The organism is Pantoea phytostimulans (assembly GCF_046118715.1).
GTDB classification, from domain to species: domain Bacteria; phylum Pseudomonadota; class Gammaproteobacteria; order Enterobacterales; family Enterobacteriaceae; genus Pantoea; species Pantoea phytostimulans.
Map to the genome: position 1 here is coordinate 126,654 of NZ_CP173700.1, position 13,401 is coordinate 140,054.

Here is a 13,401-nt window from a genome sequence, read left to right on the forward strand (position 1 = left end):
TTCGTCCCTGTTTAAGAATGGGGTTGCAGCATACGAATGGGGAAGGTTTTATCCCCATCATTGTTACCGACACAATCAGTGTGGCCAGCAGTAGGCGATTTGCACTCTATGGTTGGGCCAATAAAGTTTGAGCCATCGCTGCAGGCCATTTGCTCAGGATTCTTAATGTTGAGTGCACCTTGTTGCACACTCCCTTTAGCCGCGCCGGTACAGATGACACCATTGGACTGACGGACGCTGACGGTGCCGTCGCCCTGTTTGAAGTTGTATTGCAGCTGCAACGGGCGACCAGTAAGTTTGTCCTGAATACCGCCGTTAACTCGCCACTGCCCATTAAGAAACTGTGCAGGGCCATCGGGTAAAGCAGCAGGAAGCGTCAGCGGTTCACCCTGCACGGGTTGGACTGGTGGCACGGTGTTAGGCGTGACCGCAGGGTTTTGCGGCGCACTGTTTTGTGTCTCTGGCATAACGGGTGCAGTCACCGCTGCTGAATCAGCTACTGGAACTCCGCTTGCGCCTGGCTGCGCCTGTGGCTCACTTGCATTTTCCGTTGAGGTTGGGGTGTCAGCCATCGTCGGCTCATTGGCAGTCTCTGTACCTGTACGATTCAGAGACTGATTAGCCTCGGCTGGATCCGCTACTGTCGCATTGTTTGCTGTGTTCAGCCCACCGGTATTGACAGGGATTTGGGTGCCGGTACTGGCTGAAGGATTGACCTCCACGTCTTGGCTATTGCCCACATTGCTGATCGGCTGGCTATGATGATTCTCACCGGATAATTTCGGCAGTCCCGGCAGGGAAAGCGAAGGAACGCAGCCACGCAGTAATCCCAGGATCAGCGCAAGAGATAGCAGGGCGACCAGAAGCCAGAGTAACCATCGCCAGTTCCATTTCCTGCGTCCGGTATGCGGCACGGTCTCGATGGAGTGGATAGGTGTCGATGCTGCTTGCGCCAGTGGCTGAGTGACGGGAGCACCGGTTTTTGGCGCGGGTACTGAGCTGGGTTGCAGCCAGTGCATCGGGTTACTCTGCTCGCCAGTTGGATGAACAAAGCCCCAGAAAGTGATCACCAGCACCCCATTAACCAGATAAAGAAACTCATCATCGGGAAAATTAACGACCGCTTTTAACAACTGGGCGAATACCCGCCGATCGCCGCCTGCACCACTATTCTCAGCGTTCAGCATCTGCTCACTTAAGGCCTGTACCGCCATCTGGAATTCGCTGAATTGCTGTCGCGCAGAAGCTCGCTCGCTTTCCGTTGCAACACTCCAGGGGATGACATCGCCTGCAAAGCTGCTGTACCAATCAGTACGATCGCCATCCTGTTCATTTTGCGGGATGGCAAGGTGTCGTGCCAAATCGCGCCCGGCATCAAGACGGTAAATAGCTTCACGGAGTTGAAAGGCCATCTTAAACACCGGATAGCCGGTCTCACCCAGCGCCTTAAACAAAGAGTTTTTCCCGGTACGTAACAGTGGTCCCTGAATCGAATTTCGCATTGTCTAAACCTTGTAAGGCTGTTATTTAACGCAAGTCAGATGAAGGTGGCTAATTCTTGCTGGCACCAGGCGTCCATTCAAAGTTCCAGCCATAGTGCTTAGCCAGTGACTCCCGGTTTGGGAAGAAGCTGTTAAGCCGCTCAACCTTGATGTCACCATCAACGTTCTTTAATCGTGCGATTGCCGCAACATCATTGCGTTCACCGCTATTAATCAAAGTGGAACTGATCGGCGGCTGGTTCGGAACAGAGAGCGTGATCGTGGCATCAAGCCCCTTCCAGTTATTCGCGCCGCCGTAAATGAAGCTGTATATCAGTACTTCATCAATCTCCTGCCATTGGCCGCCGTTAATGAATAGCCATTCGCCATCTTTGTTGCCTGCGTCGCGAAGATCTTTTTGCAATAGCATGAAGGGAGCTTTTTCATAATCACCTGAGTATTTACTGAGTGCCTCAACGCCACTGTTCCTGCCGTTTTTCAACTTAACAAACGCGGCAATATCCAGATCTACCGGTTGCTCATTCTGGCCTTGTTGCCAGGCCAGATTGACTTTGATGCGGCCGAAGTCGTTTCTTTTGGCGAGATTTACGCTTGGATAATCCTGCGTTAACAGGGTCTTTTTCGGCGAGGCGTCCTTAACCGCAGCTGGCGTTTTGCTCTGTGCGGGCAGGGCTGCATTTGGAAGGGAGGAGGCACGGAACCACCACCCTACGAAAGTAAGCAACAGCAGCAACAATCCCAATAGCAACCAAGGCAGAAATCGTCGCTGCCTCGGTGTTGATACCACCTCAGTAAGGGGAGCCCAGTTAATTAATACCGGCTCACCACTGACGCCATAACAGTCCAGAGCCTGTGAATGGGTAAGCAGCGTTTGCAATGCCTGGGCCGCTTTGCTTTCCTCCCGGGCGGTAAGTTGACCAATTAGACCTGCAATTGTGTCCTGATACTGCTGACGCTTACGCTGAATCTCGATTTGTTCAGCGTCGCTGAGTGCTGACAGCGGAGTGGCAAGACCTTGTCGCGCTGTCCACCACTCCAGATTCCCTTCTGCACTTCGACGTGTGGTGGCATAAAGCAGCGCAAGGGAAGTCGGAAGATAACGGTGAATAATCGCAACCGTTTCTTCATAGATGGCGAGGGTGGAATCATCAATTAGCGCTGATCTTGTTAATCGTTGCATAGCCCAGATTCATGTTTGTTGTTATTAGCATCAGATGCTGATTGGTCATGTGGCGAGCATAAAGCGCCGCCACCCTGGCGACGCATTATTGAAGTGCGTTAGCTTGCTCAAGCGCTGCAATTCTGGCTTTGGCAGCAGCAATTCCCTTCTCAATCTGGGCAACTTCACTGGCGCTATTAGCCTGCTGAGACTGACTTTGCAACGCTTCCAACTGCTTAATTTCTTGCTGGCGCAGCTGGTTGTTTGCCTTGCCCGACTTGAGCTTTTTCAGCGTCTGGGCCAAATCAGATCGCGCCGCTTTCAACCTGGTTTGTTCATTAGCCAGTTTCTGACTAGAGGCTTGCTCCCTAGATTGGGTATCCGCAAAATTTTGTTGGGCGATTTTATTGTCGCGTTGACTTTGCAGTACATGGCGCTCTTGCTCGTCGACTTTCTGACGATAGCCGCCGGAAGTAGTACAACTCAACTTGGTAATAAAACCAGGTTCCTGAGCGTGTAAATCGCAGTCCTGAGGGGATGTGGCACATCCGGCAAGTAATAGCGAAGCGACTAAGACATAAATTCTCATAAAGGCGTCCATGAGTTGATAGGGCTGATATAAAATTGTTCAGCAATAAAATTAAACAGGGCCGACAATAATGTCGGCCCGTCATTATCAGCCTAATGAAATAGCTTGGCGTTGGCTGTATAAACCATTCGCTTCAGATTCCAATGCGGTAATTTGGCCACTGAGCTCGCTATACTCTGCGTTCAGTTTTTTCAGTTTGTCTTTATCCGCCGGTGTGCTGGTGGCTTGTCCCTGCAGCGCGACCTTATACGCAGCGCTTTTTTCATTCATATTTTTAATTTTTTCTTTCATGACGCTGATATTGGCATCAACTTGCGACAATTCTTTTTTTGCGCTGGCTTTATCAAAGCCTGCTTTGTCTTTCTGTATGCTAATTTTGGTTAATGTGGCATGGTTATCACTGATAACCGCCTTCATGGCCGCGGTTGTTGTCGCTATATCAGCAGTGTCTTTATTAATGTCTTTATCCATCGCTTGCAGACGATCGGCGGTGGTGGCGTATTCTTTTTTCAGATTGTCTATGTAGTAGTTTGTCGCAACCCCTGCAGCACATCCGGCAGCGCCACCTACTGCAGCCCCTACCAATGCTTTCTTGCTATTTCCAGCCAGAGCCCCCGTCAAAGCACCAAGGCCTGCACCCGCTAGAGCTCCCATGCCGCAGCCCTGGGCAGCTGAACTGCTAAATAATTGGGATTGTTCACCACTGGTCAGTCGTGGATCTGGTTTGGTGCTTGATAAGAGAGAGCTCCCAGTGTTAGCACAACCACCAAGCAGAAGGGAAAAAGAAACAAGGAGACAGGTTGTGCTACGTTTAAACTTATTCAACATCTTTTTATCCTTAAATGATCGAATGGATCAGCGCTGAAAGAGTGTGCTGTCCATAGACACTATTACTGTAAAATTTAAAAATCAGGGTTTGGCTGTGATCTATCAAGCGCAAATCCAGGGCTATAAATCCTGCAAGTCCAGATAAACTCATATACTTGAGTTTTCACTTATCTCTGAATGTACAAAGCATACATTGCATCTAATGATGGATAAGTTTGGGAAGATTATCGGCGTTTGTGTTAAGAACTTTAGTGCCTGACAATAAATAATAATGTTGTTTTTTCCACCAATACATAAGGCTCTATCTTATTCACCTGATGAGGTTTCAGAGGTTTATACATGGTTGCCATGTCCACCTTTGAATTCTTATTTCATTAACGAAGAAACAGGTTAATCTTGTGAACGACAGAAATGGTGCAATCTCAGGCTAATATGCCTAAAGAAACGGGGCATTCGTAAACCATGAAACCTTAAGGAGATCGGAGATCTTTATTAAATCATTTGCAGAGGCTTCTTTTATTTTACGGTTGTCGATATGATTTTAATACGTAATTTAAAAAGACAAATATTTCAAGGTCTATTCATGCTTGGAATTTCTTCGCGAGTTTAATGAAATTAACCTAATATGATTTATATTCTATAGGCTGCACGGCATGGATGAAATAATATATTTCAGTACAACTAAAATAGACTATTTTCCGCATGTTTTACTTAATATGGAGTTCAATGCAGCATCAAACGCCTTAATGTTATGGTTTTATGGATGGATATTTGGGTGTCAAATCTCTGATTGTCCTCGTGAGACTGAGGAAATGATGATAAGGCTGTCTTACTACCCAAAACTTAATGCAGGGAAGAGTTAGCAACGCCCGCTCTTGGCACAAAGCAGTATTACACGAGCGCATGGTCCGCTATGAGCGAAGAGCAGGCATCAGATATGTGACTAATAGCTATTCGGATGTGTCTGTATAGACCGTGATGATTCATTTGGATTCCCTAACGCCCTTTACGGCCAGCCGGTTTTTCCAGATATCCGGGTCACGAACTGGATTCAGCATCCAGCCTCATAAGAAGTTCGTCATAAAAAACGCCATCAACGCATAATGCAGCGGTATCGGTTGCCCATTCTCTGAATCCAAAAGATCGATAGAGAATCTGGGCTGCATGATTTGTTGTCATCACTGAAAGTTTTATTGTTTTAGCTCCGCTGGCAGCTTTTATTGCCGCTGCCATAAGCGATTTCGAAAGTCCCGTGCCTCTCATCTCAGCGCGCACATACATTCCCCAGATAGTGGCAACATGACGAAGCTTTGGGGCGGTATTGCTACTAACGCCTATCATCCCTTGTAATGTATTTTGAAGATCGAATCCTCCAAATACACTTTCCACACGTAACCTTTCAGCAAAAAACTCTGCAGATTTCTGTTTCCAGTCTTCATAGGAGGCACCAAAGGCAGCTGGATGAAGTCGCAAAGCCTCAAGTCTTATTCTTATGAAATCGTCAAGGTCACTGTCGTTAATGCGGCGCACTGTAAATGCTTTCATCCTGAGCTCCTTACTGTCGCAAATTTTTCAAAGCTTTAAGTATATTGAATTACCTTAACTTCTGACTCACGAACTGAAGAAACACAGATGTAAACAGAATCAAGCCAGATGAGATATGTTATCTCATGAAAAACTATCTTTTCTCGGGAGCGACAGATGCCGGATTACATTTTTTTTAGAAAGGGTGAACAAATTGCTGTGCTGGAAAGATCAGAAGCCGAGAAAGCCCCTCTGCTGACCGATCAGGGTTATGAAAAGCAGTATGAAGAGATCGATGCCCCAAATGCTGAGCATGCTCTTGCACGCTATGCTGACATACGCAAAGAAGAACGCACAACTGAACATGCTTTTATAACGGGCACAGTATTCAGCACAATTGTGACAGCAATCCTAAGATAAGCCGGCTGAAGGGCGGTTTTTACTCATCTGATAATGTCCGCTTTTGGCACAAAGCAGACAGGCACACGGTCAAGTCGGCTGTGAGCGAAAAGCAGACGCACAAAATGTGGATTAATCTAGATAAAATTTTGATGGTATCGCGGACTGTATCAAACGTTTTTCCCGGGAAGGGGAGGCGTTTCTTCATCACGGCTCTGTACGGCTGAGCCGGAATGGCGTCGCCAGATCACCACGGAAATCGCCGTAATGAACAGGGTCAGGATAGCGGAAACAAGCAGCGTGCCGGGTATACCGTACCGCTCCAGCAGCATGGCATACGCAGACGGGGCAAGCGCCGCGAGAAAAAATCCTGGTGACAGCAGTACGCCTGTTTTGCGGGCGTACTGCTGTGGATCAAACAGCACAAGAGGAAGTACGGCCTTCACAACCGTGCACAGTCCGTTCACGGCCCCATAGCCCAGGACGAAGAGGGCTGTAGCCACAGGCGTAACGCACCCCGCAAGGCCGGCCAGAAAGCAGAGTGGCAGCAGGACACCGATAATAAGGTTTAGGCGTAGCGCGGAGAGGCGAGCGCCGGAGGCCACATCCAGCAGGCGGGCACTCACCTGTCCCACGCCCCAAAGCATGCCAGCCAAGGTGGGCAAGCCATAAGCGGCCAGTATTAGTATCCGGGGAAAATGCGTGGACACGCCCGTGGAGACAAAGCTGAGCAGCGCAATCAGGGCGGCATACCACAGGCCACTGATGAAACCTTTTCGATCTTCTGCCGTCCCGGCCGCCGGAAAACCGGACCGACCAACCATGGGAGGGTTTACCCGACGGCCTGCCGGAACGGCGGTCAGAAAAAGCAGGCCCACCAGACCCGCACAGCCGTAAACGAGTAAGGCATGCCGCCAGTCGGTAATGTGCAGCAGGGCAGCGCCAGCAGTCCAGAACACGGCTGACGCAAGACCGCCCAGTAGAGTAACCAGAGAGACGGCTCTGCGGGCCCCTGCGCCTGCGGTTTCCACAAGCAGGGCAAACGCAGCGTCATACAGGGCAAGCCGCATGCCGACTCCCGTCAGGACCCAGACCGCAACCCATGCCGTTGTGGAATGAGTAATCGCCATCAGAAAACACCCGATGGTTATGGCGAAGGTTCCCGCCATCATCATCATGCGTCCGCCGGTTCGAGCCATAACGAAACCGGTCAGCGGCGAAACCAGCCCCATAACCAGCATGGCAACGGTCAGGCCAGAGAATGTCACCACGGGAGACCAGCCCGTCTCCGCCATGATGGCGGTTCCGAAAACGCCCGGCATGTAGAACGTAATACCCCAGTTGATAAGCTGCGTCATGCCGATGCAGAAAATGCTGCGCCCTGACAGATGTCCGTCTGTCAATCTGTGCTCTCCGCAAGCGTGGCGTCGCCCAGCCCGAGCGTGCGCTGCAGGATGACCGTATCGAGCCAGCGCCCGTGCTTGAATCCTACCGATCTGAGTGTGCCGGTGATGCTGAAGCCTGCGGCGCGGTGCAGGGCAAGGGAGGCAGTATTTTCGCTGTTACCCACCACGGCCACGAGCTGGCGGAAGCCACGGGCTTCTGCCCAGGCTATCGCTCGGGATAACAGCATTTTGCCGGTGCCCCGCCCCTGACACGTGGCGTCAATATAGACGGAGTCTTCCAGGGTAAACCGGTAGGCGCGGCGTTCCCGGTAAAAAGACAGGTAGCAGTATCCCCGCACTTGCCCTTCATCAATCGCCACAAACCAAGGCAGTCCTGCTGAACGTACCTTTTTCAGGCGGGCTGCCATTTCAGCCGCATCCGGCGGTTCGGTTTCAAAAGTGGCGGTGCCATGTAATACGTGATAAGCATAAATCTGCTGGATAGCAGGAATATGTCTTTCATCTGCTTCAGTTATTTCCATCAGTACGGCTCTTTTTCTGGTCAGAAACAAAGACTAACCCGGATGAATAATTTCAGACAGGCCGCGTGACTTATCAGCGGTATAAGGAAAACTTTGGCATGGCAAACCTGAACCTTGATCACCTTGCTACTTTCAGGATGGTCATCAGCCGGGGCAGTTTCTCCGGAGCGGCAGAAGCGCTCGGGCTATCACAGCCGGCTGTCAGCCTGCAGATAAGACAGCTGGAGCAGGCGCTTCATGTCCGGCTTATTGAGCGAACCAGCCGGGGGATAAGGCCTACTCCTGCCGGGCTGACTTTTTCTGAGCACTGTATGAAAATTGATTCCGTGGTAAATACAGCCATTGAATCGGTGTCTCTGCATTCAGACGAGATAACCGGCACCGTTACTGTCGGCACGGGTGCAACGGCCTGTATTCATCTTCTGCCTCCCTTACTGCAACAGCTGCGACAGGCACATCCTCTGCTGAAAGTGGATGTACGCACAGGCAATACTTCCGATATTGTCCGGAGCGTGGAGGAGAATCGTATAGACATTGGACTTGTAACACTTCCAGCAGCCGGCAAATGCCTGAGCGTAAGCCCGCTGGGTACTGATGAGTTTGTTGTCATCATGGAAAAGGATGCATCAGAGCAGAGCGCGAACCCGCTGTCTCCCGACGCCCTTTTGTCACTGCCGCTGATTATCTTTGAACCCGGAAGCGGGACACGCGCCTTGATCGACGAATGGTTCCGGTATGCCGGGCATACTGCTAGCCCCATGATGGAGCTTGGCAGCATTGAAGCGATTAAAAGGATGGTACGTTCCGGTCTGGGCTACAGCATCGTTCCCCGCATGTCCGTTGCGAGTATTGAAGAAAGGCAGGGTCTCAGTCTTTACTCTGTGACGCCCTCGCTTCACCGAACTCTGGGGACAGTCATGCGGGAGGATCGGATTGTCAGCAGGGGCATAAGTGAAGTGCTGAAAAGACTAAACGGCAGTTTTGCAAAAGAGGAAAGCAGATAAATATCATTCAATACATTTATCTGACGGATCCGGTCTGTTCAGACCCCAAAAATGTCCTTGCTGCTCAAGCCACCTATGTCCGCTTCAGTCTGTGAGTTCAACGGGTCGATGCAAAACTATTCTTAAATGAGGAGGGCGTTGTCATGATCGGTGTAGTCTGTTCTGCTTACTGTTCAGCAGGCGTTACCTCTGCTTCGTAAAGGTTCATGCGTAATCATCATCGGTTCGACGGCATCTGTAGATCCGGGTCCAAACATGCGTATTTATGGTGCTGCTCAGGCATTCACTTTGGTTCCAGATGATTGACGTTGAGATTGAAAACGGAGTTATAGCCATGAGTAATGCACTTGTACCTGAGTTTTCTGTATCAGATTGGCGCAATTCGAAAAGATTCTACTGCCAAATTCTGGGCTTCGAATGTGTATATGAGCGCTCTGAAGAAGGCTTCTGTTACCTGAAGCTGGGAGAAGCTGAACTCATGATCGATCAGATAGGAGAAGGCCGGACATTTGAAGGAGGGCATCAGCCGACTGGTTACCCGTTCGGAAAAGGGGTGAATGTTCAGATTTTGGTTCCCTCAATTACTCCCCTGATAAACTCATTGTCCCAGCATGGCGTTGGTCTTTTTCTTCCTGTTGAGGAGCGCTGGTATCGTGTTGAGGCAGTGGAAAGCGGAAACCGTCAGTTTATTGTTGCCGATCCTGATGGATACTTACTACGGTTTTATCAACATCTTGGAACACGTAAAGTCAAAAATTCCGAGCCGGATACTCCCCATCGATAGTTCGGCCATCACATTAGTCAATTAACCGCCTTTCTAACTCCCCCTTTTGTCCACTTCCGGCACAGAGCAGACATTTACGCGGGGCAAGGTCCGCTATGAGCGAGAAGCGGACATACACTAATGACTACTGAATATTTTCATAATTTTAAACATAACTTCCCTATTGCACCGCCGCGAGCCCCGAAAGGATAAACAGGCAAACGGTGGGTACGTAACTTAAGCGCGAAAGAGTTAAGCTCTACCCCGTCTCGCAGTACGATACTAACACCTGATAAGATGCAGCAGTAAGAGACTAAGTGTGATTGCTGGAAGTCGGACACTTCGCCCACACAATCAAACCTTTTGCAGTACGAGGGACAAAAAGGCGAGCTAGACGAAGGTCGCTATGCTCCCCGTGATTTTTATATACCCACCACGAGGGCATTAGGTACTTTTTGTCTGAAATTAACGCGATGTCTCTTTCAAAGACATCAAAGATATGACTCCAACATCGCAATACTGATTGATGTACTTATCTGTCATGTTGAATGTGGCTACTACAAACTTAGTATCTGTCATGGTAAATAATTGGATATTCAATATGTTGCCATCCCTGGCTTGTGAATTAAAAACAACCAGCCAAGCCTTATTCCCATCGACAGTCAATGATAACGCCTTTGGCTTTAGAGCTTTCACAAGATCCAACATCCCATCTTTTACCACATCGATATCGACTAGACCCGACGAGGCTTTTTCAGTTACCCCCAACGACACTGCGCCATCATCGTTAGAATAAATGAATTTAGGTTTATTTTTTAAAGATGGATATTTAATATTAGCTAAAAGATCTGGCATTTGGGTGAATTTTTCAGGGATTTTGATTGCTAGATCCAGAGGCTTTATATTTAACTCTCTCATTACCTCATCCCCCTTCGGGGGTTTACCGCAGATATCCATAACAGCAGCATCATAGCTTTCTGCGAGAGCTAGTGACGGAAAGAGGCAAAGCAATAAAAATATTTTTTTCATATTAATAATCCAAGTAGATAGTCTATTTCTCATAACATCCCTATTGCGCATGCCAGCAAAAAAGCCCGCCAGTAGCGGGATACACGTTTTTACCTGCGTCTGCAAAGCGCAAAAAAACGGCGCATTAAGCGCCGTCAGAAACAAAAATCTGCTTTGCAGTGATCAAAGGTCACCCTGGTGAGGGCTACATATTTATCGGCTTCGCGCAGTGAACATTCAGTAAAATTCATTATTCCCCGAAGGCAAAAAAAACTGCCATCTAAAGCGGGGTGAATCAGGGGTGAGATTCAGAACGGCTCACTGTGACCGGAACCAGCAGGAACCGTCACCCTTTAAGGCTGGTAAGGAACGTTCCGCCGCACAAGCGAAGCCAGCTGCCGCCCTTTTCGCACCGCACCCTGCCACCCTGGCGGATTTAACATAACAGTGCTATTGCCCCGCCGTATGGCTCCTCAGCGCAACTCTGGCGCGTGCGGGCCGTTTCAGGCACTTTTCCCCGGCCAGAATCCTGAAAAACGCCTCTGATGATTTCGATGCGGCTGCATGATTATGCACTGTCATCTGCTCGCCACAGATTTGAGCATTCCAGTGCTAGCAATGTCCGCTTCTGGCACAAAGCGGAAGTTCACGCCTACTGGCCTGTTTGAGTACAGGCAGTTTTTTATTAATGGTAGGAGTGGGGCACAGGACATCCAAAAGTAAGGGGAAACGAAACTGGCAAAGTTTGTCGGTAAGGGGCGCAAACAAGCCAGAAGGTTACGACGCGAGTAACCTTAAAGTCGTTTTAAGCAGTGATCACGCGATACCGGAAGGTTTTTAGGCGTAATGGCCCCTCCTTCTGCTGCCACATGAACTCCTTCAGAACATCAGTTTAAGTGAACGGGTGGGGGAACAGGCTCACGGAGCCACCAGTGCGGGATCCGTAAGCAACGCATCGGCGATATCCAGCATGGCGCGTAAGCGATCCATGTGCCGAAGATCTTGATGGTAGCCTACCCAGATATCTCTTGAAGGGGGCAAATCAGGCGTTGCAATGCGCTGCAGCCCAGTGGTGGCATCGCCCAACGGTTGTGGCAGCACGGCGATCCCCATTCCGCGCAGACACATTTGCGCCTGAATCGCCCGACTCGTGCTTTTGAAGGCACATCTGGAGTGCGGAAACCGCTCGAGCAGCCATGAGACGTCAGGAAAGTGTGATTGCTCGGTATTCATCAAAATTAGCCCCACCGAAGAGGGATCGGTGAGCATTGTCTGTGCATTATCAGGCGTGCCATAGAGGGCGTAGGGCATGCTCATCAGACGTCGCTGGACAATGTCCGGCTCGGTAAAGGGCACAATGCGAAACGCTATGTCGGCATCACGGCGCGCCAGATTGATCAAGCGATAGCTTGCGATGACTTCCGGCACAATTGCCGGATGGCGGCGCGTCAGTTCGCCCAGAATAGGGGCCAGAACATAGTTAGCAAACCACTCTGCTGAAGATATCCGCAATATCCCTTCAAGACGTTCGTGATTACCTGCCAAGCGGCGTTCCATCGCCAGCGCGGAGTTTTCCATCGCTTCGGCCAGCTTCATAACCCCGTCGCCGGCGTCCGTCAGCACCAGCCCCTCCCGTGTCCGGCGAAACAGCGCTTGCTGCGCCTCATCCTCAAGCGCCTTTATACGCCTCCCGACCGTCGGATGGCTCACGCCAAGCCTTCGAGCCGCCTCCCCGAAAGAACCGTTACGAATGACTGCAAGAAATACCCGGACGTCACCCCACTCCATGTCATCGCCTCACCGTTCAAAAATGAACATTGAATATACAAAAGTGGCAGTTCCCAAACAATGATGTTGGTATCACCATAGCTTCCACCACCATACCGCGCCAGGCGGTCCTATCAGGAAGCTGAAAATATGAACAAATTGAAAGGTAAAGTTGCCATCGTAACGGGCGGCTCCAAAGGTATCGGAGCAGGCATTGCCCGCCAGCTGGCGGCTGATGGTGCGAAGGTCATCGTTAATTATGCCACAGGCAGAAGCGGTGCCGATAAGGTCGTTGCCGATATTGAAGCCGCCGGTGGGCAGGCCTTAGCGGTAGCGGCGGATGTCACCAACCAGGCAGAGGTTGAGGCGTTGATCAACGCGGCCATCGGCAATTTCGGGCGGCTGGACATTGTGGTGAACAACGCCGGTGTTTACCAGTTCGCCAAAATTGAAGAAAGCACCGAAGCGCTCTACCGCAGGCAATTCGACATCAATGTTCTGGGACCGCTGTTAGTGAGCGCTGCCGCCACGCCGCACCTGGGTAAAGGCAGCAGTATTATTAATATCAGTTCGTTCGTCACCCGCGTCTTTATTGCCGAGAGCGCCATCTACAGCGGCGCCAAAGGCGCGATTGACGCCATCACTGGCGTACTGTCACGAGAACTCGGCCCCCGGGGAATTCGTGTCAACGCCGTCAACCCCGGTCTGATCGAAACGGAAGGAAGCCACAGCGCTGGCGCGATGAACTCGGACTTCCAGACATGGAATGAAGAGCAGACGCCGCTCGGCCGCATCGGCCAGGTGAAAGATGTTGCCCCGATCGTCTCATTTCTCGCATCAGACGAGGCGGGGTGGGTCACAGGTGAGGTAATTCTGGCCTCCGGCGGCATGCGCTAACCCCCAGCGCACACGCCCCGTCCTGACAGGTTAA

General features: G+C 50.5%; 13 protein-coding genes. 4 read left to right on the forward strand and 9 right to left on the reverse strand.

The window, feature by feature from the left end; genetic code table 11:
* Window positions 1-11: 11 nt before the first annotated feature.
* The 5 genes from ACF2G4_RS21160 to ACF2G4_RS21180 all read right to left on the reverse strand — a co-directional run bounded on the left by ACF2G4_RS21160 (window position 12) and on the right by ACF2G4_RS21180 (window position 5,623).
* On the reverse strand, window positions 12-1,502 hold the full coding sequence (locus ACF2G4_RS21160; RefSeq protein ID WP_243079564.1) for an SrfA family protein: 1,491 nt from the start codon (window positions 1,500-1,502) through the stop codon (window positions 12-14).
* Between the two features lie 49 nt (window positions 1,503-1,551).
* On the reverse strand, window positions 1,552-2,682 hold the full coding sequence (locus ACF2G4_RS21165; protein WP_409076396.1) for a tellurite resistance domain protein: 1,131 nt from the start codon (window positions 2,680-2,682) through the stop codon (window positions 1,552-1,554).
* A gap of 85 nt (window positions 2,683-2,767) precedes the next feature.
* A complete protein-coding gene (locus ACF2G4_RS21170) occupies window positions 2,768-3,250 on the reverse strand; it encodes a hypothetical protein (RefSeq protein ID WP_409076397.1) in 483 nt (160 codons plus the stop codon).
* An 87-nt stretch (window positions 3,251-3,337) separates the two neighbouring features.
* Window positions 3,338-4,078, reverse strand: a complete 741-nt coding sequence (locus ACF2G4_RS21175; RefSeq protein ID WP_409076398.1) for a hypothetical protein — start codon at window positions 4,076-4,078, stop codon at window positions 3,338-3,340.
* Between the two features lie 1,038 nt (window positions 4,079-5,116).
* The gene (locus ACF2G4_RS21180; protein ID WP_409076399.1) at window positions 5,117-5,623 is read right to left on the reverse strand and encodes a GNAT family N-acetyltransferase; all 507 of its coding nucleotides are present in this window, start codon (window positions 5,621-5,623) and stop codon (window positions 5,117-5,119) included.
* Between the two features lie 156 nt (window positions 5,624-5,779).
* On the opposite strand from ACF2G4_RS21180, the gene ACF2G4_RS21185 reads away from it, so the two are divergent.
* A complete protein-coding gene (locus tag ACF2G4_RS21185; protein ID WP_243079559.1) occupies window positions 5,780-6,022 on the forward strand; it encodes a hypothetical protein in 243 nt (80 codons plus the stop codon).
* A gap of 149 nt (window positions 6,023-6,171) precedes the next feature.
* Here ACF2G4_RS21185 and ACF2G4_RS21190 read toward each other — a convergent pair whose 3' ends face one another.
* Together ACF2G4_RS21190 and ACF2G4_RS21195 are read right to left on the reverse strand one after the other, a co-directional pair.
* Window positions 6,172-7,404 carry an MFS transporter gene (locus tag ACF2G4_RS21190; RefSeq protein WP_409076400.1) on the reverse strand — a complete coding sequence of 411 codons (1,233 nt, stop codon included), beginning with the start codon at window positions 7,402-7,404 and terminating at the stop codon, window positions 6,172-6,174.
* The gene (locus ACF2G4_RS21195; RefSeq protein ID WP_409076401.1) at window positions 7,401-7,928 is read right to left on the reverse strand and encodes a GNAT family N-acetyltransferase; all 528 of its coding nucleotides are present in this window, start codon (window positions 7,926-7,928) and stop codon (window positions 7,401-7,403) included. Before ACF2G4_RS21195 ends, ACF2G4_RS21190 begins: the two co-directional genes overlap by 4 nt.
* A gap of 98 nt (window positions 7,929-8,026) precedes the next feature.
* Between ACF2G4_RS21195 and ACF2G4_RS21200 the strand changes: the two genes are divergently transcribed.
* Together ACF2G4_RS21200 and ACF2G4_RS21205 are read left to right on the forward strand one after the other, a co-directional pair.
* On the forward strand, window positions 8,027-8,932 hold the full coding sequence (locus ACF2G4_RS21200; protein ID WP_332626165.1) for a LysR family transcriptional regulator: 906 nt from the start codon (window positions 8,027-8,029) through the stop codon (window positions 8,930-8,932).
* Between the two features lie 334 nt (window positions 8,933-9,266).
* On the forward strand, window positions 9,267-9,716 hold the full coding sequence (locus tag ACF2G4_RS21205; protein WP_409076402.1) for a bleomycin resistance protein: 450 nt from the start codon (window positions 9,267-9,269) through the stop codon (window positions 9,714-9,716).
* A 444-nt stretch (window positions 9,717-10,160) separates the two neighbouring features.
* Here the strand turns inward: ACF2G4_RS21205 and ACF2G4_RS21210 are convergent, their stop codons facing one another.
* Window positions 10,161-10,724, reverse strand: a complete 564-nt coding sequence (locus ACF2G4_RS21210; RefSeq protein ID WP_409076403.1) for a hypothetical protein — start codon at window positions 10,722-10,724, stop codon at window positions 10,161-10,163.
* Window positions 10,725-11,621: 897 nt separating this feature from the next.
* Window positions 11,622-12,491 (reverse strand): LysR family transcriptional regulator, encoded by an 870-nt coding sequence (locus ACF2G4_RS21215; protein ID WP_409076404.1) that lies wholly within the window; start codon window positions 12,489-12,491, stop codon window positions 11,622-11,624.
* Window positions 12,492-12,620: 129 nt separating this feature from the next.
* On the opposite strand from ACF2G4_RS21215, the gene ACF2G4_RS21220 reads away from it, so the two are divergent.
* On the forward strand, window positions 12,621-13,367 hold the full coding sequence (locus tag ACF2G4_RS21220; protein ID WP_332626137.1) for a glucose 1-dehydrogenase: 747 nt from the start codon (window positions 12,621-12,623) through the stop codon (window positions 13,365-13,367).
* Window positions 13,368-13,401 lie beyond the last annotated feature (34 nt).